The organism is Myxococcales bacterium, from assembly GCA_016717005.1.
Classification (GTDB): Bacteria; Myxococcota_A; Polyangia; order Haliangiales; family Haliangiaceae; genus UBA2376.
Window position 1 is genome coordinate 102559 of sequence record JADJUF010000007.1, and the last position, 24942, is coordinate 127500.

A 24942-nucleotide genomic window follows, 5' to 3' on the forward strand; every position below is an offset into this window, starting at 1 on the left:
CGATGAGGCTCGCGCGCGTGCGCTGGAGTTCGATCGCGACCTGCGCGCTGGTCGCGTGCGGCCGCTCGGCCGCCCCGCCGGCGCCGACCACCGCGCAGGACGACGCCGCCGCGGCGCGCGCCGCCGCCCCGCCGCACACCCCCGCGGCCGAACCCGCGCCCACGCCGTGCGACGGCCAGGTCCGGATCCTGGCGCCGGGGGTCACCGGCGAGCGCCACCGCGTGGCCGCGGCCAGCGCGCTGCCGACGGTCGAGCCGTGCCTCGACGTCGTGCGCGTCGATCTCGCGCGCCACCGCGTCCACCTGATCATGGCGTCGCGCGACGGCGCGCCGCGGCCGGTCGCGCGCTGGGCCGACGAGGTCGGCGCGGTCGCGGCGATCAACGCCGGCATGTTCGGCGACGATCACCGCGGCCTCGGCGTGCTGCGCGACCGCGGCCACGTCGATCGGGATCGCGACAACCCGCGCTACGGCGGCTGGCTGGTGTTCGATCCGATCGCCGCGACCGATCCGCCGGTGCGCGTCGTCGGCCGCGCCTGCCCTGGCGTCGACGCCGACGCGGTGCGGGCCCGCTACCGCGGCGCGATCCAGAGCTACCGCCTGCTCGGCTGCGACGGCGCCGCGCTGGCCTGGGCCGACGACAAGCGCTACTCGGCGGCGGCGTTCGGCGTCGATGGCGCCGGCCGGCTGGTGCTCTTGCACACCCGCGCGCCGTTCCGCATGGGCGACCTGGCCGCCGCGCTCGCCGACCCGGCGCTGGCCCTGACCGGCGCGCTCTACGCCGAGGGCGGCCCCGAGGCGACGCTGGTCGCCGGCGCGGGACCGGCGCGGTGGGTGCGCCTCGGCAGCTTCGAGACCGGGTTCTGGGAGGACGACTCCAACCACACCGGGTGGGACGTGCCGAACGTGCTGACGGCGATCCCGATCGTGCCGTAGGTCCGGCGGCCGACGCCGGCCCCGATCCAGTTCCGATTTCCGACGCCGGTTGCGATTCCGATCCGGGTTTCGGGTCCGACGCCGGCCCCGATCGCGACTCCGATCCCGATCCCGACTCCGATCCCGATCCGGATCCCGGCTCCGGTTCCGGTTCCGGCTCCGGCTCCGGTTCCGGCTCCGATCCCGGTTCCGGTTCCGGTTCCGGCTCCGGTTCCGATCCGGATCCCCCGGTTCCGGTTCCGGTTCCGGTTCCGGTTCCGATCCCGGTTCCGGCTCCGGCTCCGGTTCCGGCTCCGGTTCCGGTTCCGGCTCCGGTTCCGGTTCCGGTTCCGGTTCCGGTTCCGGCTCCGGCTCCGGCTCCGGCGCTGGTTCCGCCCCCGACGCCGCCCCCGGCGCCGGCTACTTCGTCTTGAGCGGCGTGGGCGGGCCGCCGACGTTGGTCCACCGCTCGAACAGGCCCATGAAGTGCGCGTTGCCGTCGCCGCTCCAGTTGGTCGGGCGCATGCGGTCGCGCGGCCCCGGGACCACCAGCGAGCCGACGTAGTCGCCCTTGGCGTAGACCCGATCGATCTGCGCGGCCATCCGGTCGATGTCGCTGGCGTCGACGCCGCCGGTCGCGGTCGCCTGGTAGAACTGCACGGTCACGCGCACCGGGAAGCGCGCGTCGCGCTCGATGGTCTTGCCGTCGAGCTCGGTGAACGGCCCGGTGGTCTCGCCGTGGCCGAGCACCGCGGTGTCGATGTCGCGCTCGCGCCGGCTGGCGCTCGACCGCGCGGCGCCGTCGCCGTCGCCGCCGCTGGCCGCCGACGGCGCCGCCATCTCGGCGTAGCCCCCAGCCATCGCCAGGCCGCGCCGCGGCGGATCCTTCTGCTTGAGCGGCACCTGGATCAGCATCAGCAGGTTGGCGTCCTCGCCCAGCGTGTCGGCGCGCTCGCCGTTGGCGGTGGTGCCCTTGGCCTGCACGTCCTTGAGGCGCTCGGCCAGCAGCGGCGCCTTCTCGCCGTCCTCGTTGAAGTACAGGCGCTGGCCCCAGCTCCCGCCGGTCGTGGTGTCGCGGGCGTTGTCGACGATCGTCATGCTCGTGCCCTGGCGGGTCACGAGGATCGTCAGCACCGCCGGGTTGTCCTGGTACGACTGGTAGTTGAAGATCACCGGCCAGAAGTTGACCTTGCCGTTCTTGGGCACTGGCAGGAACGCGTGCTGCGCGCTCACGAGCGCGTGGCCGTCGCGCTTGGCCAGGAGCGAGCCGCCCTTGATCTTGCCGGCGTCGGCCTTCGACAGGTAGCGCCCGGGGTCGGCCAGCAGCTTGGTGAGCGAGATGGTCTTGAGCTTGCCGCCCTTGTGGTTGCCGACCGGCACGAAGATGCGATCCATGCGCACGTCGGCGGTCTTGTCGCTGAAGTTGCTGTTGCGGATGACCGGCATCAGGAAGGTCTGGCCCGGGGCGGCCTCGACCTCGATCGTGACGTCGCTGATGTTGGGGCCGACCGCGCTGCCCTCCCAGCGCCCGGTGTCCTCCCACATGACGTTGACCAGGTTGAGCTGCTTGGCCGCGACCATTTGGCTCAGGTGCTCGTCGCCGATCATGCTGGCGACGTTGCCGACCACGGACACGAAGTCGTCGTTGGGCGCGGCGATCAGCGGTCCGCCGGGGCCGATCGGCTGGGCGGTGGCGGGGCCGGCGAAGGTGGCGGCGGCGGCGAGGGCGGCGGCGGTGAGGCGGTGGGCGAGGCGGCGAGAGAGGGTCATGGGGGATTGCACGCACCACGTCGCCGCCGGGTCTGGCCTGCGGTAAGAACGTCGGATGCTCGATCTGTCCGGCTGGGAGCCGCTGACCGTGCCGGTCGCCGGCGACCTGCGCGACGCCAGCCGCGAGCAAGCGGCGGCCGCGTTCGCGGCCCTGCACGACGCCCGCGCCCAGCGGATCGCGGCCTTGACCGCGCTGGCCGCGCGCCACGACGTCGCGCTGGCCGGCGACGACGCCGCCGAGCGCCTGGGCGCGTGGCTGGTGACCGCCGCGGCGGCGGCGGGCCCCGAGGCGATCGGCGGCGCGGTCTGGACCGGGCTCGCGGCCGACGTGACCCTGTGGCTGGGCGAGCGCGTGATCGCGGCCAGCGGCGGCGCGCTGCGCTGGGACCTGTACACCGCGCACAAGAAGGCCACGGGCTACCAGCGCGCGGTGCTGGTCGGGTTCGCCGGCGTCGACGACCCGCGCTACTACGTCGACCTCGCGCACTTCGTCGCGAGCTGGCTCGAGCTGGCGCTGCGCCGACGCCCGGCCCGGCCCGACTTCCTGGCGGTGATCGCCCGCACCACGCTGGCCGACGCGGGGCCGCGATGATCGGCCTGGTGCTGTCGTGCGAGCACGCGTCGTGGACGCTGCCCCCCGGCGTCGACCTCGGCGTCGACGACGACGCGCTGCGCGGCCAGGCCAGCTGGGATCCGGGCGCGTTCGCGATCGCCGCCGACCTCGGGCGCGGCCTGGGCCTGGCGGTCCACACCGGCGCGTTCTCGCGGATGTGGGTCGATCTCAACCGCGCGGCCGATCACGCCGACGCGGTCCCGCGGGTCAGCTACGGCCAGCCAGTGCCGGGCAACGCCGCGCTGACCGACGCCGACCGCGCCGCGCGCCTGGCCACCTACCACGCGCCGTACTGGGCCGCGGTCGAGCGCGACGTGCGCGGGCGCCTGCGCTCGATCGGCGCGTGCCTGCACCTGTCGTCGCACAGCTTCGATCCCGCCCTCGATCCCGAGCGCCGGCGCTTCGACCTGGGCGTGCTCTACGATCCCGCCCACGCGTTCGAGGCCGCCCTGGCCGAGCGGATGCAGTTCGGCCTACGCGCGGCCGGGTTCGCGGTCCGCGCCAACCAGCCCTACGGCGGCACCGGCCCGGCGCTGTGCACGTCGCTGCGCGAGCGCCTGGTGCCGGCGCGCTACGCCGGCATCGAGCTCGAGACCTCGCACGCGCTGGTCGACACGCCCGACGGCTGCGCCCGGGTCGCGGCCGCGCTGCTGCCGCTGCTCGACGAGCTCCGGACGACCGGCTGAGCGCGCGCTCGGCCTCAGCGCGCCGGGCCCCAGGTCCCCAGGAACACCTCGAGGAGGGCGCCCACGTCCTCGGGCGCCGCCTGGCACGCGCACGCGACCTGCGCCGGCGCGAACCGCGTGCGCAGGCAAGGGCCCGCGCGTGAACAACTCGGTCGGTCTCGCGGCCGATCCATCCCGGCTGGCTGCGTTGCCGGCTCCGGTCCTCGGGTCACGTCCAACGAGGACGCTCCCCTCCGGTCCTCGCCGTCGCCTTGCCATCCGGGCGCCTCGTCCGCGATCCTCGATCGACTTGTTCACGCGCGGGCCCTGAGCGCGCTGGTCACCCTCGAGGTCGGCCACCCCGCGCGGCCCCTCGGCCGGCGTCACCAGGCGTCGTCGGACAGCGCCATCAGGCCCAGCTCGCCGCGCTCGATGATCCCGCGCGAGGTGCTGATGCCGGGCAGGATCTCGAGCGCGAAGAACCGCGCCGCCGCGACCTTGCCGTCGTAGAACGGCCGCTCGCGCTCGGGCGCGGTGGCCCGGGCCGCCAGCGCCACCCGCGCGTTCACGGTCAGGCGCCAGCCGATGATCAGCTCGGCGAGCGCGAACAGGATCCGGTTGCCGTGCAGGCCGACGTGGTACGGCGACTGCCCGAGCTTGCCGAGCATGCCCATGAAGATCGCGCCGACGTCGGCGGCGGCCTGCGTGAGCGCGGCGCCCTCGGTGGCCAGCTCGGCCGGCAGCCCGGCCACGTCGGCGGCGAGGTCGGCCATCACCGCCTGCAGCGCCGCGCCGCGATCGCGGCCGACCTTGCGGAAGAACAGGTCGAGCGCCTGGATGTGGGTCGTGCCCTCGTAGAGCGTGTCGATCTTCTGATCGCGGATGTACTGCTCGATCGGGTAGTCGCTGCAGTAGCCCGAGCCGCCGAAGCACTGCAGGCTGACGCCGAGCAGCTCGAAGACCTTCTCCGACGCGTAGCCCTTGCACAGCGGCAGCAGCAGATCGTTGCGGGCGTCGAGGGCCTTGGCGTCGGCCGTGCCGTAGCCGCCGGCCAGCATGACCCGATCCTGGACGTGCGCGGTGTAGAGGATCAGCGCGCGCAGGCCCTCGGCGAAGGACTTCTGCAGCATGAGCATCCGGCGCACGTCGGGGTGGCGGATGATCTCGACCCGGGGCGCGGTCTTGTCGGCGGCCCGCGCCAGATCGGCGCCCTGCTTGCGGATGCGGGTGTAGGCCAGGGCGTTGCCGTACGCGGTCGACAGCGCCGCCATCGACTTGGTCGCGACGCCCATGCGCGCGTACTCGATGACGTGGAACATCTGGGCGATGCCCTCGCGGACGTTGCCGACCAGGAGGCCGCGGCACGGCGTCGTCGCGCCCAGCGTCAGCTCGCACGTGGCCGAGCCCTTGATGCCCATCTTGTGCTCGACGTTGGTGACGACCGCGCCGTTGCGGGCGCCGAGCGAGCCGTCGGCCTCGACCCAGAACTTGGGCACCAGGAACATGCCCAGGCCCTTGGTGCCGGGCGGCGCGCCCTCGGGCCGGGCCAGCACCAGGTGGAGGATGTTCTCGGGCTGATCGAAGTCGCCGTTGGTGATGAAGCGCTTGACGCCCTCGAGGTGGTACTCGTCGCCGCCGACGTGGACGGCCTTGGTCGTGCCGGCGCCGACGTCGGAGCCGGCGTCGGGCTCGGTCAGCACCATCGTGCCGCCCCACTGCCGGTCGAGGAGGTTGCGCAGGTAGCGCGCCTTCTGCGCCTCGGTGCCGAGCTCGTCGACGACCTTGGCGTGGAAGTTCCCCAGCAGGTAGAAGGTCAGGGCCGGGTTGGCGCCCGACAGGAGCTCGAAGGCGGCCCAGGCCACCGACGGCGGCGCGCCGTAGCCGCCGAGGTGCTCGGGCAGCTCGAGCTTGTTCCAGCCGTCCTGGTAGTAGGCGCGCAGGGCCGCGGTGAAGCTGGCCGGCAGGGTCACGGCGCCGGCGCCGTCGAAGGTCAGGCCGACGGTGTCGCCCTCGACGAAGCAGCTCGCGAACTGGGTCTGGGCGAACTCGGCGAGGCCCTCGAGCGAGGCCCGGGCGCTGTCGGCGTCGAACGACGCGAACGGTCCGTGCCCGAGCACGTCTCGGTCGATGCCGAGGACCTCGAACAGGTTGAAGAAGACGTCCTTGAGGTTGGGGATGTAGTGGCTCGGCGCGGTCATCGCGTCGGCAGTCTACTCCGCGTCACGGCGTCGGGCAGCCGGGGATGAGCGGATCGAGCGCGAGCAGCTGCGGGGTCAGGGTGGTGGTGAGGCCGCCGGCCCGGACCGCGAACTGCGAGTTCCGGGTCCAGCACGGCGCGGCGCCGACGGCGCCGGTGATGATCATCGCGTGCTGGCCGGCCAGGACGTCGGTGGCGGTGACGTCCTGATCGGTCGCGATGCAGCCGTAGCTGGCGCCGGCGCAGTCGCTGACGTAGGTGCCGGCCGGCTGGCTGGCGCCGGCGGCGATCGCGAAGGTGGTCGGCACGCACGCGCCCGAGCCGTCGCGCAGCTCGAGGGTCGTGGCCGTGATGCCGGCGCCCTGCATCGCGACGTCGGTGCAGTTGCCGTTCGTGCCGGTCGAGATGCGGAACACCAGGGTCCCGGTCGGCTCGACGTCGAACGCGATCGGACCGATCGCCGTGACCTGGCCCGACTTGACCTCGACGTCGCGCATGATCTCGGGGCCATCGAGGAGCCCGCCGCCGGTGACCGACACCCGCACGTCGTAGAGGCCGATCTCCAGGGGGCGGGTCGTGCCGCTGCCGGTGGCGCAGCTCCAGCCGTCGACCTCGCCGAACGCGGCCCCGACCGGGATCAGCTCGGCCGTGACCCCGGTGGCGCCGACCGACCCGCAGGTCTGGGGCGCCCCGGCGTGGGCCAGCATCCAGGTGATCGAGATCTGGCCGGGCGCCGCGGCGTCGATGGGCAACCGCGCGTCCGGCAGGCCGACGTCGTCGCTACAGCCGACGCTCGCCACCACGATCGCGACCACGAACACGAGACCAGCGCGCATGCGCCGCAGGATACACCCGCGGCCGGCCCGTGCGCCCCGACCCGCGCAGGTCAGGTCACGTCAGGTCACGTCGCGGGCAGGTCAGGCCACGTCGCGTCAGGGCAGATCAGCGTCGTAGGCATTTCGGTCGAGCACCGAGCTACGCGCCGGGAGGCTCGCGTCCTGGATGGGAGGCTCGGCGGGGCTTGCCCCTCGAGATGCCTGGCTGGTCCGGACGAGACCTCGGACGTCCGGCGCACCCCCTGCACCTGCCTGGCGACCAACCCTCGGGGACTCAAGCCAGCGTCTTGTGCATGCGGACGAGGTGACACGGCTGCGTGGCCAGGCCCTGGTCGAACGGCGCGGTGCCGACCTCGCGGTAGCCCTGGCTCTTGTACCAGGGGCCCAGCTCCTGGCGCAGGTTGACGATCGCGAGCTCGGCGGCGGTGCAGCCGACCGCGACGCACAGCGCCTCGGCCACCGCGACCAGCCGCCGGCCCAGGCCCCGGCCCTGGCAGTCGGGCGCGACCGCCAGGACGCCGATCGTGCCGCGATCGTCGTCGATGCGGACGTAGACCGCGGCGACCAGCTCGCCGTTGGCGCCGTCGAGCACGAGGAAGTGACCGCGCTCGCGCTGGGCGGTGAGCTGGTCGACGTCGGTGCGCTCGCCCGCGACGAACGACCGCTCGACCGCGTAGGCGCGGTTGATGAGCCGGGCCAGCGCCGGCAGATCGACCGGCTGGGCCCGCCGGACGCTCGGCGACACCGCTCGCGCCCCCGGCAGCGGACCGCGGCCAGCGCGGGCCATCGGAGTGCGAGAGATCGCGGACGGCAGCGCGAGATCGATCATCGCGCGGTCAGTACCACATGGGTCCGACAGTCACGCGCGCGCGATCACTGCGCGCAGCTCGGTCCGCCGCTGCGCAGCGTGGTCGGCGTGCCGATCGCCGGCGCCGCCAGGTAGCTCGCCACCGACGCGTCGTCGCGCAGGTGCCGCTCGAACCACGCGGTCGTCACGCGGAAGGTGATCGTGTGGACCGTGGCCTCGGGGGTCTGGCCGTTCGAGCACGCGAAGCACGCGAGGCCGCAGCTCGCGCGGTCGCCGATCCAGTCCATGTGATCGGCCATGCCGATCGTCACCTCGAGCGCGGTCGGGGCGTTGCACGCCGCGTTGTAGAACTGGGTGTAGTTGTCGGCCGCGGGCGCGCAGGACATCCCGCCGAGCCCGCCCGACGCGTCGGTGGTCTCGCCCAGCACCGCCAGCGGTACGCGCAGGTTGCCCATCAGCTCGGGCGTCACCGACGTCGAGCCGTCGTTGCCGAACGGCGGCAGCGCGTCGACCGGATCCCAGCCGACCACGGCCTTGACCCGCGGGTCGAGGATCGCGGCGTTGATGCTGACCTTGCCGCCGAGCGAGTGCCCGGCGACGCCGACGCGCGCGGCGTCGATCCGCGCGGCCAGGCCGCTGGCGGCGCCGGTGGCCCAGTCGATCACCCGGCCGACCTCGGCGGCCTTGGCCTGGTGGTTCCCGCTGCCCGCGTAGTCGCGGGTGACCACGACGTAGCCCCACGTGGCGAGGTGCTCGCAGTAGATCTGGTACTGCGCCCGCGCGAGCTGGTAGCCGGGCGAGATGACGACCAGCGGGAACGGCCCGGGCGCCGGGGTCGCGCCGTCGGTCGACGGCGCGCACACCGTGCCGGCGATCGTGCCGCTCGCGACCGGGATCGAGACCGAGGCGGTCACCAGCGCGCGGTACGTGCCGGGCAGGCCCGGGTCGCGGGCCCCGCTGGCGTCGGGGCCGGGGCCGGGCGCGTCGGGCGCGGTGCCGCCATCGGGATCGAGCGCGCCGTCGGGGGAGACCGCGGCGTCAGGGCCAGGGACGTCGTCGCCGCTGCCGCCGCCGCCGCAGGCGAGCATGGACGTGAGCGACGCGAGCACGGCGAGCTTGGTCATCGATGGCTCCGGGGCGAGGGCGGACGGACGGGTGCGGGTGCAGGGGGCGAGGTCGGCCGCGCGACCGCGCGCAGCTCGTCGATGACCAGCTTGGCGCGCATCGCGACGACGAGACGCTCGCCGAGCCGGGTGGCGTCCCGGGCGATCTCGTCGAGCGGCCGCGGCGGCAGCGCCGAGCCGGCCAGGACCCGGGCGCGGAACAGGTCGAGCTCGGTCCGCACCAGCGCGCGCACCGCGCCGGCGTACGGGCCGAGGATCGCCATCGGGAACAGATCGCCGAGGCCGCGCGCGCGGGTCTCGTCGATGACCTCGAGCAGCTCGAGGTCGGCGCCGCGGTAGACCCCGTCGGCGTCAGGCGTGGCCAGGCCGGCCTCGACCAGGCCGGCGAGCTCGCCGTCGGAGATCGCCAGGGTCGCGAGCACCTCGGCGGTCGTGCGGGCCGCGGGGTCGTGGCCGCGCCGGGCCTGGGCGTCGCTGGCGCCGGCGCGGATCGCGGGCTCGAGCTCGCCGAGGTGCCGGCGCAGCGCGGCGTCGGCGTCGGCGCGGACCGCGGCCGAGGGCGCGGGCTCGAGGATCTCGTGGATCAGCTTGAGCGGCAGGAACCGACGGGTCTGGAGGTCCTTGATCGCGCGGACCCGCTCGGCCAGCCGGGGATCGTAGTAGGCCATGTTGCGGCTGGTGCGCGCGCTCGGGCGCGGCAGCAGGCCCTCGCGCATGTAGTGCTTGATCGTCGCCGCCGGCACGCCGGCCTGCCGCGCGAGATCCGAGATGCGCACCAGCGCGGGCGGCGGCGCAGCGCGGGTCGCCGGCGCGCGGGTCGCGCGCGGCGCAGCGGAGGAGGAAGAGAACGTGGCCCGGCCTTCGCGCCCAGGTTGGGTCGGGGGAGCAAGACGAGCGCGGGACCGGGCCACGGCCGGAACCTACGCGGAAGCCCGGACGGCCGAAAGTAGAAAGTTCGACTTTCCACTATCCGGACCCGACCGCGAGCGCGAACCGCGCGCCGCAGCCCGACGGCCCTACCCCGCCGCGGCCGCAGCCTCGACGGCGTCGTCGCCCGCGCGCGGCTGGTGACCGCGGCCCGCCGCGCCCAGCCGGGCCACAGGACCGCGGCCGCCGCGAGGACGAACAGTCGCCGACCGCTGTGGTGCGCTGCGCTCACGGCGATGAAACAATCGTCACGCTCGTGCGTCCTACGTTCACGATGTCCAAGCGCCTCGCGTTGCTGTTCGGGATCGTCGGCGCCCTCGCGTGCCGCGGCGAGGCCCGCGGCCAGCCCCAGGGGCGCCCCGCCGACCGGTCGGCCCCGACCGCCCGACCCGCGCCGCCCCAGGCGACGACCGCCGCGGTCGGCCGGGCCGACGCCCGCGGGCGCGTGGTCGCGGTCGGCATCGCCTCGCGGATCGGTGACGCTGGCGCCGCCGACGCCACGCCCAAGCGCGCGCGCGCCGACCAGGCGGTCACGCTGTACGCGGTGGTCGAGGTCGACGACGGCGGCGCCCGCGTGATCTACGCCGACGCGCCGCGGCTCACGTGGGGCAAGCGCACGTTCGCGCCGCGGCCGCTGGCCGAGGCCCCGGCCCTGACCCTGGCGTGGGCCAAGATCGAGCCGACCGAGGCCAACCTGTCGAACACCGCGTCGGGCTCGTTCCGCTACGAGGCCATCCCCTACGCGGCGACGCCGCTGCCCGCGCGCGGCGGGGCGCTGTCCGCCGACGTGCACCCGACGCTCACGCCCGATCACGGCCACGGGCTCGGCACCATGCGCTACCAGGTGACCGCGACCCAGGGCGATCACACCGTCGCCAGCCCCGGCGTCGAGGCCCGCCGCACCCGCGCCGCTGGCGGCCTGCGCGACGACGTCCACCGCGTCACCGTGCGCAAGGACGACACGTTCATCGGCTACCTGACCGAGATGTTCGGGCAGCCGTACATCTGGGCCTCGGCCGGCCCCAGCGACGGCGCGCACCAGAGCGAGCACCTCGAGGGCTCGGACTGCGCCGACCTGATGGTCTACGCCGCGCGCCGCGCCGGCATCAAGGTCCCCTACGGCTGGACCGGGTCGCTCAAGAAGGACGCGCGGGTGCTGGCCAAGGGCGCGCTCGCCGCCGACGGCATCTACCGCGACCGCGCGGGCGCGCCGGTGCCGTTCCCGCGGCCGGGCGATCTGATCCTGTTCCCGCGCCACGTCGGCGCGCTGACCCAGGACCGCGGCACGATCGGCGTCCTCGACGTCGACGACCTGATGATCCACACGCTGTTCGACTCGCCCAAGGAGCAGGCGCTGCGCGACTCCGGCTACGCCGACAACGCGATCGAGCTGCTGCGCTGGAAGGCGCAGCGCTGAGCTTCCCCAGGCGCTGAACTCCCCGGGGCGGCCTGACGCCGACCGGTCACGCGCGCAGGCCGATGTCGCGGCGCACCTGGCGGCCGGCGAGGTCGATCCGATCGACCGCGGCGTAGGCGTGGGCGCGCGCGGCCGCGACGTCGGCGCCGAGCGCGGTCACGCCCAGGACCCGGCCGCCGGCCGACACCAGCGCGCCGTCGGCGCGGGCGGTGCCGGCGTGGAACACCACGCGATCGTCGGCGTCGAGGCCGTCGAGCCCGCCGATCGGATCGCCGGCGCGCGGCGCCTCGGGGTAGCCGGCGGCGGCGACGACGACGCACACCGCGGTGCGCGGATCCCACGCGAGCGCGCCGGTGGGCATCGCGCCCGCGGCCGCGCCCGCGAGCACCGCGCCGAGATCGCCGACGAGGCGGGCCATGACCGGCTGGGTCTCCGGATCGCCGAAGCGGCAGTTGTACTCGATGAGCCACGGCGTGCCGTCGGGCTCGACCATCAGGCCGGCGTAGAGCACGCCGCGGTAGTCGATGCCCTCGGCCGCGAGCCCGCGCACGGTCGGCTCGAGGATCTCGACCCGCGCGCGCGCCACGACCTCGTCCGGCACCCAGGCCGGGCTGACCGTGCCCATGCCGCCGGTGTTGGGCCCGCGGTCGCCGTCGAGGAGCGTCTTGTGATCCTCGGCCGGCGCCAGCACCTCGAGCTGCGCGCCGTCGGTCAGCGCCAGGAGCGACACCTCGCGGCCCCGGATCTTCGCCTCGATCACCAGCCGACGCCCGGCGGCGCCGAAGCGCCCGTCGAGCATCGCGGCCGCCGCGGCCCGGGCCTCGTCGCCGTCGGCCGCGACCACGACGCCCTTGCCCGCGCACAGGCCGTCGGCCTTGACCACGCACGCGCCGCCGAGCGCGGCGATCGCCGCGTCGGCGCCGGCGACGTCGTCGACCACGAAGAACCGCGCGGTGCGGATGCCGTGGCGGGCGAAGAACTGCTTGCTCCACGCCTTGCTACCCTCGAGCTGGGCCCCGGCGGCGCCGGGCCCGAACGTCGGCACGCCCTGCCCGCGCAGCCGGTCGGCCAGGCCCGCGACCAGCGGCGCCTCGGGCCCGACCACGACCAGGTCGACGCCGCGCGCGATCGCCAGGGCCTCGAGGCCGGCGAGATCGCCGACGCCGACCGCGACGCACTCGGCCACCGCCGCGATGCCCGGGTTGCCCGGCGCCGCGATCACCGCGTGGCCGCCGCGCGCGAGCCGCCACGCCAGGGCGTGCTCACGACCACCACTGCCGACGACAAGGATCTTCATGGGGCGCTCCGAAGGTCGGGGTCAGGGCTCACGGACGGGAGAGGTCGCGTCCCTGGTGTCTAGTTCGCGTCGCTGGTGGCTGGTTCGCGTCGCTGGTGCTGGTTCACGTCGCTCGTGGCTGGGTCACGTCGCTGGTGGCTGGGTCGCGTCGCTGGTGCCTGGGTCGCGTCGCTGGTGTCTGGTTCACGTCGCTCGTGCCGCCCGATCGTCGCGCGTCGCCCCGGGGTCCGGCGCACAGCCGTCTCGGGTGGGGGGCCCCGTCGGGGCTTGCCCCCGGCGGGGGGAGGGTCTGGCGACAGACCTCAATGGCGACAGACCCTCAATGTCTGAAGTGCCGCGTCCCGGTCATCACCATCGCGAGGCCGTGCTCGTCGGCGGCGGCGGTGACCTCGTCGTCGCGCACCGAGCCGCCGGGCTGCGCCACCGCGCGGGCGCCGGCCGCGGCCAGCACGTCGAGGCCGTCGCGGAACGGGAAGAACGCGTCGGAGGCGACGACGCTGCCGCGCAGGGCGTCGCCGGCCTTGCGCTCGCAGATCTTGACCGAGTCGACCCGGCTCATCTGGCCCGCGCCGATGGCCAGGGTCACGCCGTCGCGCGCGAACACGATCGCGTTGGACTTGACGTGCTTGCCGACGCGCCACGCGAACGCCAGGTCGGCCAGCTCGCTGGCGTCGGGCGCGCGCCGGGTGGCGACGCGCGCGCCGGCGAGGTCGACCCAGGCGGCGTCGACGGTCTGGACCAGCGCGCCGCCGGCGATCGTCCGCACGCTCGCGACGGTCGCGGTGTCGACCGCCCAGGTGCCGGTCGCCGCCACCAGCCGCAGGTTCTTCTTGCCCGCGAGGACCGCGCGCGCCTCGTCGGAGTAGCCCGGCGCGATCACGCACTCGAGGAACGTCTCGGCCAGGAGCGCGGCCAGCTCCGCGTCGACCGGCCGGGTCACCGCGACGATGCCGCCGAACGCGCTGACCGGATCGGCCGCGCGCGCGCGCACGTACGCGGCGGCGAGGCTGTCGCCGAGCGCGACCCCGCACGGGTTGTTGTGCTTGACGACGATCGCCGCCGGGCGCGCCTCGGCCGCGAACTCGAGCGCGAGGCCGAGCGCCGCGTCGAGATCGAGCAGGTTGTTGTACGAGAGCTGCTTGCCGCCGAGCACCTCGGCGGTCGCCAGGCTCGGGCGCGTGGCCGGCACCCGCGGCAGCGGCGACGCCCGGTCGGCGTAGAACGCGGCGGTCTGGTGCGGGTTCTCGCCGTAGCGCAGGTCGTACTGCTTGTGCCACTGCACGGTCAGCGTGGTCGGGTACGGCGCGCGCGCCGGCGCCACCGTCGGCCGCGTGACCGCGTCGTCGGCGACCGCGCCCAGGTAGGCGGCGATCGCGCCGTCGTAGGCGGCGGTGTGCGCGAAGGCCTTGCGGGCCAGCGCCAGCCGCCGCGGGGCCGAGACCGCGCCGTCGGCGGCCGCCAGCTCGGCGATCAGCCCGGCGTAGTCGTCGGGGTCGACCACGACGGTGACCCGCTCGTGGTTCTTCGCGGCCGAGCGCAGCATCGCCGGCCCGCCGATGTCGATGTTCTCGATCGCGTCGCCGTAGGTCACGTCGGGGCGCGCGATCGCCGCCTCGAACGGGTACAGGTTCACGACCACGAGGTCGATCGCCTCGATGCCGTGGGCCGCCATCTCGGCCTGGTGCGCCGCGATCGGCCGCCCGAGCAGGCCGCCGTGGACCTTGGGGTGCAGCGTCTTGACGCGCCCGTCGAGGATCTCGGGCGCGCCGGTCCACGCCGACACCTGGACGACCGGCACGCCGGCGGCGGCCAGGGCCGAGGCCGTGCCGCCGGTCGACAGGATCTCGACGCCGCGCGCGGCCAGGGCGGCGCCGAGCTCGACCACGCCGCGCTTGTCGGACACCGAGATCAGCGCGCGCCGCAGGGTGACGGCGCCGGGGATTGAATCCGAGGGGAGAGAACGATGCATGACGACCACCTCGCGTCGCCGAGATGCGACGTGGCCGTGCCTAGCAGGTGCCAGGCGAGGGGGTCAAGCCGAGCCGGGATCGGTCGTACGCCGAGGCCGCGTCACTGACCGGGGCGGCGGACCAGCGCGGCGCCGATCTCCTCGGGCGACGGCGACGCCATCTTGAGCCGGAGCAGGCCGCGGACCTCGACCTGCCGGATGCGCTCGCGGGTCAGGTTCATGATCTCGCCGACCTCCTCGAGCGTGATGCCGCCGCGCTCGGCGATGTCGAGCGAGCAGGTGTGGGGCAGGTCCCACGGCTCGAGCTCGGGGAAGTTGATCTTGATCGACCCGGTCTCCGGGTTGACGTCGAGGTACAGGTGGAACTTGCAGGCCACCCACGGGCACGGCCGCAGCTCTTCCTTGCACTCGGCGCGGGTGCGCGGGCGCGGCTCGTCGTCCGGCGGGTACATGAGCGCGCCCTGGCGCAGCTCCTCCCGCGTCAGCCGCTTCATCGCGATGGTCTTGGAGCGCGGCCGGGTCCGGCGCCGACGGCGACGGATCTTGCGCGACAGCTCGGGCACCTCACCGTCGACGCCGGCGACCGTGACCTCGGCGTCGCCGTCGGCGACCACCTCGGCGTCGTCGAGCTCGGCGTCGGGCTCGTCGTCGAGGTCGTCGTCGTCGTCGTCGGACGGATCGGCGGCCTCGAGCTCGTCGGCGAGCTCGGGCCGGGCGGCGTCGGCGCGCGCCCCGGTGGGCGCGAGGCTGCCGCGGGCCAGGCGGCGCTTCCCCTTGTCATCCTCGTGGTCGATCATCGGCGTGCTCCTTCGGTTCGCGTCATCCCGGGCGGCCTCCTCGTCCAGCCCTGCGGTCGTCACAACAGATCCTCGGCGTCGTCGGCGGCGCCGGCCTTGCGCAGCTCGGCCGCGCGCGGGGCCAGCGCCCGCTGGGTGAGCGCGGTCAGCCGCGTCACCAGGTCCTCGCCGAGGCGGCGGGCCTCGGCCATGTCCTTCGCCAGGCCCCGGCGCGCGGCGGCCTCGAGCGCCGGCGCGGCGAGGTCCTCGTCGAGGCGCTCGAGCAGGACGTCGATCGCCTCGGACACGTTCTCCACCAGGTCGGTGAACTGGAGGAACTGGGCCTGGATCTGCTCGATCGTGTAGCCCTCGCCCATCAGCCGCTTGACGTGGTCGATGCGGCGGACGGTCTTGGCCGGGTACATCCCGAGCGAGCCCTTGTTCTTGCCCTTGCGGCCGATCCGGCGGCTGCGCGGCAGCAGGCCCTGCTGCACGTACTTGCGGAACGTCGCCTCGGAGAACCGGATGCCGCGGCTGACGAAGACCTCGACGATCTGCACCGCGGTGATGCCGTCGGCGTAGGTGTCCTCGATGGCGCGGAGGTCTGCCTCGGTCAGCTGATCGCGGGGCGCCTGGGCGCCGTCGCCGCGGCGGCGGCGGGCCACGAGCGCCTCGACCCGGCCGGCGCCACCGATGATCAGCGCGTCGCCGTCGAAGCCCAGGTGCGGGCCTCCGGCGTGCAGCGCGTGATCGATGGAGGTGGTCGGCGTGGTCATGGCGTTCTTGGTGCGGGGCGGGTGGCGGCGTGGCTGACGCGACAGGCGGTGGTGCCGGGTGGGCGAGCGCGAGCACCGCGACGTGGTCCCCAGAGCGTGGTGCGGTGCGATCGAGTCAGCGGCGTCGAGTTGGAGCGTTCGAGTCAGCGCGTTCGTTTACCGTCGAGAAATGCCTATCGTCCCCTTGAAGTATCGTCACTGTATTCGCGTGAATATAGTCGGTCAACAATACGCCGAGCAAAAGAGTCAAGTATTCCGCTGCAACTCTGTTCAGTGGAGATGCGCTTTGTCGTCGACGAAGCCCCGGCGCGCGCCGACGCGGCTGCTACTGTCGACGGCAGATGCGCGCGCTCGTCATCGCGATCGTGCTGGTCTGCGTGGCCGGGTCGGCCCGCGCTGACCTCGACGGCGAGCTGTTCACGTCACCCGACGACGGCGTCCGCCTCGAGGTGCCGCGCGGCTGGCGCGTCAGCGACAAGAGCGGCTACCCGCGGGTGCTGCTCACGCTGTCACGGTCGACGCCGCGCGCGCGGATCGTCGTGGCGATCGATCGGATCGTGCCGGGCTGCCGGACCGAGCCCGACGCGGTGTTCTGCTCGTCCGAGCCGACCGCGGCGATGGCGGGGCTGCGGGCGCGGCTCGACGGGCTCGGCGTGCGGGTCACCGCCCAGCAGCAGAGCCGCACGCCCGAGCTCGAGTACGACAGCAACCGGCGATACGTGCGCCACGCGCTGATCGTCGTCGGCGATCGCGTCGTCAGCGTGATCCTGGCGACCGACACCCCCGACGCCCGCACGGCGCTGCGCCGCACCTTCGACCGCCTGACCCAGAGCGTCCGCCCGCTCGGCCGGTGATCGCGCGGGCCCGCCTACCAGCGCGGGCCGCGCAGCCAGGGTGAGCCGACGATCGGGTGGGCCGCCAGCGTCGTCGCGACCCGGGCCGCGACGATCGCGCGCGCCTTCTTGACGCGCGCGCGGCCGCCGTCGACGCACAGGCCGTCGCTGAGCGGGCAGCGGATGCGCACGTGCAGGTGATCGTCGTGGGGCGCCGAGTCGCCGGGCTGGGACAGCACCTGGCCGGCCCAGGCGACCAGGCCCTCGGGCTCGCCGATCGCGCGCGCGTGATCGAGCAGGAGCGAGCGCAGCGGCGCGTAGATGAACAGGTGGTCGATCACGACGCCGCGATCGGCGAGCAGCGCGCGCACCAGCACCCAGGTGCGGGCGACGTCGAACCGGAGCGGCGGGCCGCCATCGACGGTGCGGCCCTCGTCGCCGAAGTGGCGCATCTCGGTCAGCGCCACCGGCCGGCCGCTGGGGTCGCGGACGAAGAACAGCAGATCGACGTCGCGCCCGGTCTGGTGCGAGCGATGGTGAGGGCCCGGGCCACCGCCGCGCCGGGACATGTCGGCGACGCCGATGCGCGCGCCGGGGAGGTCCTCGGCCACGCGTCGGCCGGCGCCGACCACCAGCGCGACCAGCTCGTCGGTGCCCCACTGGCTGCCGCGCGCGCGCCACCGCGCCGGCACCTCGTAGCCGACCCCGCGGTCGGGCAGCTCGGCGCCGTCGAGCAGCACCCCGTCGGCGGCGCCGCCGACCGAGACCGTCGTGCCGTCGCCGACCACGCCCAGCTCGACGCACGCGCTCGCGGCGAGCGCGAGCCCGGCGACGAGGGACAGCATCAGGCACCGCACGTCGCCATTGTGCACCGAGGCGCGCGCGCGCGCCAAGTCCGCGGCGAGGTCAGGGCCCGACGCGCTCGAGCCGGTACGTCACGAGCGCGTCCGGCACGACGATCCGCAGGTGGGCGGCGTCGCCCTCGATCGCCAGGCCGGTCCCCGCGAACGGCGGATCGACCAGCACCAGCTCGACCACGCCGTCGGGGCGCGCCCGTCGCCCGAAGTCGCTGCGCCACTCGCCGGCGTCGAAGCTGCCGCCGTGGACCGCGGGCCGGACGACCACGTCGCCCAGGCGCGGATCGCGGTAGGTGCCCGCCAGGCCCGCGGCCCAGCTCGGGGGCGGCGCGAGCTCGACGCCCTGCCCGGCCGCGGCGTCGGCCTCAGCCCGGGCCTGCACCAGCGCGGTCAGGCGCGCCGCGGCCTCGGGCCGCGCGCCGACCAGCAGCGCCTCGAGCACCGCGCGCTCGACCACCGCGTTGAACGGCAGCTGCTCGGCGGCGCCGCCGTTGCGGACGTTGGTGAGGATGACGACCCCGACGCCGAGGTCGGGCAGCACCGCGACCGTCGTGCCGAACCCGAACGCGCCGCCGTCGTGGCCGAGCAGGCGCACCCCGTGGTAGCGGTCGACCCCGACGCCGAGGCCGTAGCCGCTGTCGGGGCCGTCGCCGTCGGCGATCCGCCGGCGCCACCGGGCCTCGACGTTCGCGGCCGAGACCACGCGCCGCCCGCCCGGCGCCACGCCGCGGGCGGCCTCGGTCGCGACGTAGCGCGCGACGTCGCGCACCGTCGACCAGGCGGCGCCGGCCGGCGCGATCGACCGGACCCCGCCCTCGATCGCCACCGGCATCGCGCGGGTGGTGCCGTCGAGCGCGAGCGCGTGCGGGCTGGCGTGATCGCCGCGCTCGACCGCGTCGAGCGCGAGCGTCGTCGCGGTCATGCCGATCGGATCGAACACGGTCCGCTGCATCACCGCGGCGTAGGCGTCGCCCAGGCCCCGGGCGGGCTCGGCGGCGTGGGCCGCGGCGTAGCCGCCGGCGGCGACCATCAGGTTCGAGTACTGGTAGGTGGCGCCGAGCGCCGCGGTCGGCCGCATCGTCGCCATCGCCGCCAGCCGGGCCTCGGGCCCGACCTCGCCCTCGAAGATGTTGTCGAGGTCCTGGGCCCCGACGCCCGAGCACGCGCACGACATGTGCCACAGCTCGAGGCGCGCGGTCAGCGCGGCGTCGGCCAGCGCGAACCCCGGCAAGAGCGTCGTGACGCGATCGTCCCAGCGCACGACCCCGGCGTCGACCAGCGCCGCCTCCATGAGCGTGGTCAGCGGCTTGGTGACCGAGCCCAGCAGGAACCGGGTGTCGACGGTGATCGGCGCCGGCTCGCCCAGCCGACGGACGCCGACGACGTGCTGGTAGATCACCTCGCCGTCGCGGGTGATCGCGACCGCCGCGCCGGGCACCGCCAGGCGCGCGCGCGCGTCATCGATGAACGCGTCGAGCGCGGCGACGTCGAGCGGGCGCACCGGCCCCGCCAGGACCTCGTCGTCGCCCGCCACCGGGGACGCGACCGCCGGCGTCGGCCGCGGACGGGCCCCGCACGCGCCCGCGGCGATCGCGATGAGCACGCCCCAACGATGCGCGGTCGAGCTGGACACGGCTCCGAGACAACCACATCGGCCCACGGTTGCGGGCGATCCAGTCAGGTCGCGGGCGCGACCACGACCGAGCCGAGGACCCGCTGGTCGTACGTGCACGTCAGCGTCACCGGGTCGGCGGTCGCCGACGCCACGATCACGCCGATGGGCGTCAGGGCCGTGAGCGCGACCGGGCGCGAGGTCGTCCACGCGCACGGCACGGCCACCAGGTCGGCGCCGGCGTCGTCGAGCCCCTGCGGGAACACGAAGGCGAGGAAGCCGCCAGGCGACGAGGCCATGAACCCGGTGCTGTCGACCCGCGCGCGCACGATCCGATCGGCGGCGATCACCTCGACCGGCGCGGACCAGCCGGCCGCGGTGTGATCGGACGACACCGCGTACGCCCCGGGCACGTCGGCCCGCAGCTCGTAGGCCGGGCCCTCGGAGGACAGGAACAGCCCGCCGGTGCCGAGGTCGGCCGGCAGCGCGGTCAGGCCCGGCGGCACGGTGAGCGTGGAGCCGCCGCGGCCGATGCGCGGCGCGCCGTCGACGCCGCGGGCCGAGCTCGTCACGAGGCCGAGCCCGCCCTCGGCGATCCGCTCCGTCACGCGCAGCTCGACCTGGCCGACCTCGGCCACGGTCACCGTCAGGCGATCGATCACGTCGGCGCCGTGGACGATCAGCTCGGCCTGGCCCGGCGCCACCGCGGTGACGTCGAAGCGGGTCTCCTCGTCGACCTGCGTCAGCATCGCGTCGATGCGCACGACCCCGGGGTCGCTCGACTCGATCCGCCGCACCGGCTCGTAGGTGCCGTCGAAGATCAAGCGCTCGCGGCTGTTCGCGGCGAGCGCGCGCACCGCCAGGCAGTCCGACTCGGTGCAGTCGACGGCGCTGAAGCTCCCGACGCCCAGGTTCCCCTGGGTCGACGAGCCGCAGCCACCGCCGCCATCGCCGGCAGGATCGGCGGTGCTGGTACAGGCGACGACCGCGAGCGGCACCATGCGGACCAAGATCGAGCGCAGCATGCCTCGATCCCTTGCATACCGAGTGCCGAGGCCCCGGCCGCGTCAGATCCGCCGCTCGCGCGCCTGCCAGCGGTGACCGGCTGACACCGCGGGCGATCCTCACCAGGACCTGACCGCGAGGTCGCGCCGGGCACCGGTTTTCGGCGACGATCGGCTGACACCCGCCGCGCCGTCGCCCCGCGACGATCGGCTGACACCCGCCGCGCTGGCCCCGCGCGATCGGGCCCCGCGACGATCGGCTGACACCCGCCGCGCGGGCCCGCGACGATCGGCTGACACCCGCCGCGCGGCCGCGCGGGACACCCGCCGCGCGGGCCCGCGACGATCGGCTGACACCCGCCGCGCGGCCCCGCGACGATCGGCTGACACCCGCCGCGCGGGACACCCGACGCGCTGGCCCGCGACGATCGGCTGACACCCGCCGCGCCGGCCCCGCGACGATCGGCTGACACCCGGGGCGTCGGCCCAGCTCCCGATCGGCTGACACCCGACGCGTCAGGCCCCCGCGACGATCGGCTGACACCCGGGGGTCGGCCCAGCTCCCGATCGGCTGACACCCGACGCGCCGACGCCTGCTGGGCGCACAAACGACGACCGCCCGCCGGGTCAGCGACGCGCGACACCCGACGCGCCGACCCCAGCCCAAACGACGACCGCCCGCCGGGTCAGCGGCGGGCGTCGAGGTCCGGGCGAGGCCCGGCGGTCCGGGCGAGGGCCCGGTCGCGATCAGGTCTTGTCGGTGAAGTCGGCGTCGATCACGTCGTCGGCGCCGCCGCTCGCGGCTTCGGGCTCGCCCTCGGGCGCGCCGTCACCGGGCCCGCCGGCCGACTTGTACATCGACTCGGCGATCTTGTGGGCCACGGCCTGGAGCGACTCGAACGCCGCCCGCAGCGCCTCGGGCTCGCTCGGCTCCTTGTTGGCCTCGAGCACCTCGTCGGCCTTCTTGAACTCCTCCTCGGCCTGGAGCTTGTCGGCGTCCGACAACTTGCCCTCGTTCTCCTTGACCAGCTTGCGCGTGCCGTAGAGCAGCGAGTCGAGCTGGTTGCGGGCCTCGATCGCCTCCTTGCGGGCCTTGTCCTCGGCCTCGTGGCTGGCGGCCTCGTCGACCGCGCGCTTGATGTCGGCCTCGGACAGGCCGCCCGACGCGGTGATCTGGATGTTGCGCTCGGCGCCGGTCGCCTTGTCCTTGGCGGTGACGTTGAGGATGCCGTTGGCGTCGATGTCGAACGACACCTCGATCTGCGGCACGCCGCGCGGGGCCGGCGGGATGCCGCCGAGCTGGAACTTGCCGAGCGTCTTGTTGTCCTTCGACATCGGGCGCTCGCCCTGGGTGACGTGGACCTCGACCGTGGTCTGGTTGTCCGAGGCCGTCGAGAAGGTCTCGGCCTTGCGGGTCGGGATGGTCGTGTTGCGCGGGATGAGCACGGTGGCGACGCCGCCGTAGGTCTCGATCGCCAGCGACAGCGGCGTGACGTCGAGCAGCAGGATGTCCTTGACGTCGCCGGTGAGGACGCCGCCCTGGACCGCGGCGCCGAGCGCGACGACCTCGTCGGGGTTGACCGTGCGGTTGGGCTCGCGCCCGAAGAAGTCCTTGACGCGCTGGCCGACCATCGGGATGCGGGTCGAGCCGCCGACCAGGACGACCTCGTCGATGTCCGCCGCCTTCTTGCCGGCGTCGGCCAGGGCCTTCTTGCACGGCTCCATCGCGCGGGCGACGATGTCCTCGATCATCCGCTCGAAGGCCGGGCGCGCCAGCTTCTTGAGCAGGTGCTTGGGGCCGGTGGCGTCGGCGGTCAGGTACGGCAGGTTGACCTCGGTCTCCTGCACGTTCGACAGCTCGATCTTGGCCTTCTCGGCCGCCTCCTTGAGGCGCTGCAGGACCATCTTGTCCTTCGCGACGTCGATGCCGGTGTCCTTCTTGAACTCGGCGATCAGCCAGTCCATGACCCGGTTGTCGATGTCGTCGCCGCCGAGGTGGGTGTCGCCGTTGGTCGAGATGACCTCGACCACCTTGTCGCCGACCTCGAGGATCGAGATGTCGAAGGTGCCGCCGCCCATGTCGAACACGGCGATGGTGTGCTCCTTGCCCTTGTCGAGGCCGTACGCCAGCGCGGCCGCGGTCGGCTCGTTGATGATGCGCTTGACGTCGAGCCCGGCGATCCGCCCGGCGTCCTTGGTGGCCTGGCGCTGCGAGTCGTTGAAGTACGCCGGCACCGTGATGACGGCCTCGGTCACGGGCTCGCCCAGGTACTCCTCGGCGGCGCGCTTGAGCTTCATCAGCACGCGGGCCGAGATCTCGGGCGGCGACATCTTCTTGCCGCGGCACTCGATCACGCAGTCGCCGTTGGCGCCCGCGGAGACCTTGTACGGCACCCGCTTGAGCTCCTCCTGGGTGACCGGGTCGGAGAACTTGCGGCCGATGAGCCGCTTGGACGAGAACACGGTGTTCTCGGGGTTGGTGATGGCCTGGCGGCGGGCGATCTGCCCGACCAGGACCTCGCCGCGGTCGTCGAACGCGACCACCGACGGGGTCAGCCGAGCGCCCTCTTCGTTCGTGATGACCTTCGGCTCCTTGCCGTCCATGATGCAGACGACGGAGTTGGTCGTGCCGAGGTCGATGCCGATGATCTTGCCCATGACGTTGCCCTCTCTGAGTCCCGGCTTGCTTGATGCGCCGGCTTTTTGGATGCGGGGCAACCTAAGCACCACCCAAGTACAGGTCAACACCCGGACCGGAGATCGGTGCGAGGAATGCAGGGGGCGCCGAGGCTCGATCCACCCGGGTCCCCGGCCCGCCGAGCCACCTGCGCCCTCGAATCGAAACGCTGCGGACCGGGCAGCGGGGCGTTCGGCCTACGGCGCGGGGCGCCCGGCATCCTCGACTGGCCGACGCCCCGCACCGGGCCGCGGCATTGTCCTCGGCCGCGGCCCCCCCGCCCCGGCCGCCTCGGCGGTGACGATGGCCACGCGCGCCCAATCGCGGTCGCAGCAGCGCTCGTGGGAATATCGACCATGCTCGCCCGTCGACCAGGCATGCTGCTGCCACCCGCGCCGCGCCGACACCCCTGGCTCATCCTCGCCCTGGCCGGCGCCTGCGCTGGCGACGAGGCCACCCCGCTCGCCGACGCCGCCGACGCGGCCACCCCGCTCGCCGACGCCGCCGACGGCATGCCCCCGGTTGACGCGCCAACGCCGCTCGACGCGGGCCCGCGGTGCGCACCGACTGCCCCCTGGGCGACGCCCCGGCCCCTGCTGTGGGTCAACACGCCCGACAACGAACTCCACGCCCGGCTGTCGGCGGACGAGTTGACGTTGTACGGCCGGATCGACAGCGTGCGGCTCACCATCGCGACCCGCAGCGATCGCATGTCGAACTTCCCGGTCCCGGCACCGCTCGACCTGGGCCAGTCGACCGAGTCCTTCACCTCCCCGACCGTCACCGGCGACGGGTCGACGCTGTACTTCATCGCTGGCGTCGGGACCGACCCGCGGATCTGGCGAGCGCGGCGCGCATCACCGACGACGCCGTTCGTCGACGTCGGCCCGGTGGATGAGCTCGCCTCGGTGGCGAACGTCGGGAGCGTCTACGTCCTGCCTGACGAGTCAGCGTTGTATTTCTCGAGCACCAGCTTCGTCGGCCCGATCTGGCGCGCGGCCCGCGGGTCCAGCGGCACGTTCGCCGCCCCGGTCGAGGTCGCCGGCGTGGCCGGCCAGACCCCGGTGGTGAGCGGCGACGAACTCACCATCGTGTTCGCGACCCGCCTTACCACCTCCAACGACAGCCACGTCTGGATGGGCACCCGGCCGACCACCACCGTGCCGTTCGGCAGCATCGCCCAGGTGTCCGCGGTCGACGCGCCGGGGCTCCACTTCCCGTCCTGGATCTCGCCAGACGACTGCCGCCTCTACCTGTACAGCAACCGCAGCGGCGGCAGCGGCGGCTTCGACATCTACGTCGCCGACCGCACGCCGTAGCGCCTGCCGGTCCGAGCGGGCCGATTCGCCCAGCGCGGCCCGGCGATGACGACGTGGCGCGCGCCCCCACCGGGGCGTCGAGCGCAGGCCCGGTGGGCGACCGCCCCCTGTCCGGCTCCAGGTGGTGGTGGTCGATCCGGCCGCGCGAGGAGGCCCACGCGACGGGGCCCCGGGGCCGCGCGTCCCCCTTGTACGTCAGGCGCTCGGGCGGGGCCGGCGACGACGCGCCAGGGCGCCGCAGCCGGTCCGGTCGATCGCCCGGGCTAGCTGTCGGCCCGGGCCGCCGCGGCCAGGTCGAGGATCGACTGCGGCGGGTCCTTGAGCGCGTAGGCCAGGACCTCGTCCATCTTCTTGACCGGCAGGATCTCCATCTCGTTCTTGACCTCGTCGGGGACGTCGATGAGGTCCTTCATGTTGCGGTCGGGGATGATCACCCGCTTGATGCCGGCGCGGTGGGCCGCGAGGAGCTTCTCCTTGAGGCCGCCGATCTGCAGCACGTTGCCGCGCAGCGTGATCTCGCCGGTCATCGCGACGTCGGGCCGGACCGGCAC

Annotated in this window: 21 protein-coding genes (1 of these 21 only partly in view); 6 read left to right on the forward strand and 15 right to left on the reverse strand. The window is 74.3% G+C overall.

Annotation, left to right across the window (positions count from 1 at the left end):
* The first annotated feature begins 17 nt into the window (after window positions 1-17).
* Window positions 18-935 carry a phosphodiester glycosidase family protein gene (locus tag IPL61_07425; GenBank protein MBK9031153.1) on the forward strand — a complete coding sequence of 306 codons (918 nt, stop codon included), beginning with the start codon at window positions 18-20 and terminating at the stop codon, window positions 933-935.
* Window positions 936-1334: 399 nt separating this feature from the next.
* Here the strand turns inward: IPL61_07425 and IPL61_07430 are convergent, their stop codons facing one another.
* A complete protein-coding gene (locus IPL61_07430; GenBank protein ID MBK9031154.1) occupies window positions 1335-2684 on the reverse strand; it encodes a hypothetical protein in 1350 nt (449 codons plus the stop codon).
* Between the two features lie 55 nt (window positions 2685-2739).
* Between IPL61_07430 and IPL61_07435 the strand changes: the two genes are divergently transcribed.
* Both IPL61_07435 and IPL61_07440 read left to right on the forward strand, forming a co-directional pair.
* Window positions 2740-3276 carry a hypothetical protein gene (locus IPL61_07435; protein MBK9031155.1) on the forward strand — a complete coding sequence of 179 codons (537 nt, stop codon included), beginning with the start codon at window positions 2740-2742 and terminating at the stop codon, window positions 3274-3276.
* Window positions 3273-3983 carry an N-formylglutamate amidohydrolase gene (locus IPL61_07440; GenBank protein MBK9031156.1) on the forward strand — a complete coding sequence of 237 codons (711 nt, stop codon included), beginning with the start codon at window positions 3273-3275 and terminating at the stop codon, window positions 3981-3983. The genes IPL61_07435 and IPL61_07440 overlap by 4 nt, the downstream gene beginning before the upstream one ends.
* 362 nt (window positions 3984-4345) lie before the next feature.
* Here IPL61_07440 and IPL61_07445 read toward each other — a convergent pair whose 3' ends face one another.
* The 5 genes from IPL61_07445 to IPL61_07465 all read right to left on the reverse strand — a co-directional run bounded on the left by IPL61_07445 (window position 4346) and on the right by IPL61_07465 (window position 9838).
* Window positions 4346-6160, reverse strand: coding sequence for an acyl-CoA dehydrogenase (locus tag IPL61_07445; protein MBK9031157.1), 1815 nt, complete (start codon window positions 6158-6160; stop codon window positions 4346-4348).
* Window positions 6161-6182: 22 nt separating this feature from the next.
* On the reverse strand, window positions 6183-6995 hold the full coding sequence (locus IPL61_07450; GenBank protein MBK9031158.1) for a hypothetical protein: 813 nt from the start codon (window positions 6993-6995) through the stop codon (window positions 6183-6185).
* A 274-nt stretch (window positions 6996-7269) separates the two neighbouring features.
* On the reverse strand, window positions 7270-7740 hold the full coding sequence (locus IPL61_07455) for a GNAT family N-acetyltransferase (GenBank protein MBK9031159.1): 471 nt from the start codon (window positions 7738-7740) through the stop codon (window positions 7270-7272).
* A gap of 128 nt (window positions 7741-7868) precedes the next feature.
* A complete protein-coding gene (locus tag IPL61_07460; GenBank protein MBK9031160.1) occupies window positions 7869-8927 on the reverse strand; it encodes an alpha/beta hydrolase in 1059 nt (352 codons plus the stop codon).
* Window positions 8924-9838 (reverse strand): MerR family transcriptional regulator, encoded by a 915-nt coding sequence (locus IPL61_07465; protein ID MBK9031161.1) that lies wholly within the window; start codon window positions 9836-9838, stop codon window positions 8924-8926. The genes IPL61_07460 and IPL61_07465 overlap by 4 nt, the downstream gene beginning before the upstream one ends.
* Before the next feature lie 290 nt (window positions 9839-10128).
* On the opposite strand from IPL61_07465, the gene IPL61_07470 reads away from it, so the two are divergent.
* Window positions 10129-11271: a hypothetical protein gene (locus IPL61_07470; GenBank protein ID MBK9031162.1), complete on the forward strand. Its 1143-nt coding sequence runs from the start codon at window positions 10129-10131 to the stop codon at window positions 11269-11271.
* 46 nt (window positions 11272-11317) lie between these two features.
* Here the strand turns inward: IPL61_07470 and purD are convergent, their stop codons facing one another.
* From purD to IPL61_07490, 4 genes are all read right to left on the reverse strand, one after another.
* Window positions 11318-12568 carry a phosphoribosylamine--glycine ligase gene (gene purD, locus IPL61_07475; protein MBK9031163.1) on the reverse strand — a complete coding sequence of 417 codons (1251 nt, stop codon included), beginning with the start codon at window positions 12566-12568 and terminating at the stop codon, window positions 11318-11320.
* Between the two features lie 319 nt (window positions 12569-12887).
* Complete coding sequence (purH, locus tag IPL61_07480) at window positions 12888-14537, reverse strand: bifunctional phosphoribosylaminoimidazolecarboxamide formyltransferase/IMP cyclohydrolase (protein ID MBK9031164.1); 1650 nt, start codon at window positions 14535-14537, stop codon at window positions 12888-12890.
* A 101-nt stretch (window positions 14538-14638) separates the two neighbouring features.
* Window positions 14639-15334: a hypothetical protein gene (locus tag IPL61_07485; protein ID MBK9031165.1), complete on the reverse strand. Its 696-nt coding sequence runs from the start codon at window positions 15332-15334 to the stop codon at window positions 14639-14641.
* A 59-nt stretch (window positions 15335-15393) separates the two neighbouring features.
* A complete protein-coding gene (locus IPL61_07490; protein ID MBK9031166.1) occupies window positions 15394-16089 on the reverse strand; it encodes a MerR family transcriptional regulator in 696 nt (231 codons plus the stop codon).
* Window positions 16090-16430: 341 nt separating this feature from the next.
* Here IPL61_07490 and IPL61_07495 point away from each other — a divergent pair, with 341 nt between their 5' ends.
* Window positions 16431-16943 (forward strand): hypothetical protein, encoded by a 513-nt coding sequence (locus IPL61_07495; protein MBK9031167.1) that lies wholly within the window; start codon window positions 16431-16433, stop codon window positions 16941-16943.
* A 14-nt stretch (window positions 16944-16957) separates the two neighbouring features.
* Here IPL61_07495 and IPL61_07500 read toward each other — a convergent pair whose 3' ends face one another.
* From IPL61_07500 to dnaK, 4 genes are all read right to left on the reverse strand, one after another.
* Window positions 16958-17779 carry a penicillin-insensitive murein endopeptidase gene (locus IPL61_07500; GenBank protein MBK9031168.1) on the reverse strand — a complete coding sequence of 274 codons (822 nt, stop codon included), beginning with the start codon at window positions 17777-17779 and terminating at the stop codon, window positions 16958-16960.
* Between the two features lie 49 nt (window positions 17780-17828).
* The gene (locus IPL61_07505; GenBank protein ID MBK9031169.1) at window positions 17829-19382 is read right to left on the reverse strand and encodes a beta-lactamase family protein; all 1554 of its coding nucleotides are present in this window, start codon (window positions 19380-19382) and stop codon (window positions 17829-17831) included.
* A gap of 74 nt (window positions 19383-19456) precedes the next feature.
* Window positions 19457-20416 (reverse strand): hypothetical protein, encoded by a 960-nt coding sequence (locus IPL61_07510; protein MBK9031170.1) that lies wholly within the window; start codon window positions 20414-20416, stop codon window positions 19457-19459.
* Window positions 20417-21142: 726 nt separating this feature from the next.
* Window positions 21143-23053, reverse strand: a complete 1911-nt coding sequence (gene dnaK / locus IPL61_07515) for a molecular chaperone DnaK (protein MBK9031171.1) — start codon at window positions 23051-23053, stop codon at window positions 21143-21145.
* 396 nt (window positions 23054-23449) lie between these two features.
* On the opposite strand from dnaK, the gene IPL61_07520 reads away from it, so the two are divergent.
* Window positions 23450-24391, forward strand: a complete 942-nt coding sequence (locus IPL61_07520; protein MBK9031172.1) for a PD40 domain-containing protein — start codon at window positions 23450-23452, stop codon at window positions 24389-24391.
* A gap of 263 nt (window positions 24392-24654) precedes the next feature.
* Here the strand turns inward: IPL61_07520 and lon are convergent, their stop codons facing one another.
* A protein-coding gene (gene lon / locus IPL61_07525) for an endopeptidase La (protein MBK9031173.1) crosses the window boundary here: on the reverse strand, window positions 24655-24942 show its 3' portion. It continues 2118 nt past the right edge of the window; only the last 288 of its 2406 coding nucleotides appear in the window; its start codon lies beyond the right edge, outside the window; it ends in the stop codon at window positions 24655-24657.

Coding starts and splice junctions, on each gene's coding strand:
- IPL61_07430 (MBK9031154.1), bottom strand. CDS start 2,684: ATGACCCTCTCTCGCCGCCTCGCCCACCGCCTCACCGCCGCCGCCCTC.
- IPL61_07435 (MBK9031155.1), top strand. CDS start 2,740: ATGCTCGATCTGTCCGGCTGGGAGCCGCTGACCGTGCCGGTCGCCGGC.
- IPL61_07440 (MBK9031156.1), top strand. CDS start 3,273: ATGATCGGCCTGGTGCTGTCGTGCGAGCACGCGTCGTGGACGCTGCCC.
- IPL61_07445 (MBK9031157.1), bottom strand. CDS start 6,160: ATGACCGCGCCGAGCCACTACATCCCCAACCTCAAGGACGTCTTCTTC.
- IPL61_07450 (MBK9031158.1), bottom strand. CDS start 6,995: ATGCGCGCTGGTCTCGTGTTCGTGGTCGCGATCGTGGTGGCGAGCGTC.
- IPL61_07460 (MBK9031160.1), bottom strand. CDS start 8,927: ATGACCAAGCTCGCCGTGCTCGCGTCGCTCACGTCCATGCTCGCCTGC.
- IPL61_07470 (MBK9031162.1), top strand. CDS start 10,129: ATGTCCAAGCGCCTCGCGTTGCTGTTCGGGATCGTCGGCGCCCTCGCG.
- purD (MBK9031163.1), bottom strand. CDS start 12,568: ATGAAGATCCTTGTCGTCGGCAGTGGTGGTCGTGAGCACGCCCTGGCG.
- purH (MBK9031164.1), bottom strand. CDS start 14,537: ATGCATCGTTCTCTCCCCTCGGATTCAATCCCCGGCGCCGTCACCCTG.
- IPL61_07485 (MBK9031165.1), bottom strand. CDS start 15,334: ATGATCGACCACGAGGATGACAAGGGGAAGCGCCGCCTGGCCCGCGGC.
- IPL61_07490 (MBK9031166.1), bottom strand. CDS start 16,089: ATGACCACGCCGACCACCTCCATCGATCACGCGCTGCACGCCGGAGGC.
- IPL61_07495 (MBK9031167.1), top strand. CDS start 16,431: ATGCGCGCGCTCGTCATCGCGATCGTGCTGGTCTGCGTGGCCGGGTCG.
- IPL61_07510 (MBK9031170.1), bottom strand. CDS start 20,416: ATGCTGCGCTCGATCTTGGTCCGCATGGTGCCGCTCGCGGTCGTCGCC.
- dnaK (MBK9031171.1), bottom strand. CDS start 23,053: ATGGGCAAGATCATCGGCATCGACCTCGGCACGACCAACTCCGTCGTC.
- IPL61_07520 (MBK9031172.1), top strand. CDS start 23,450: ATGCTGCTGCCACCCGCGCCGCGCCGACACCCCTGGCTCATCCTCGCC.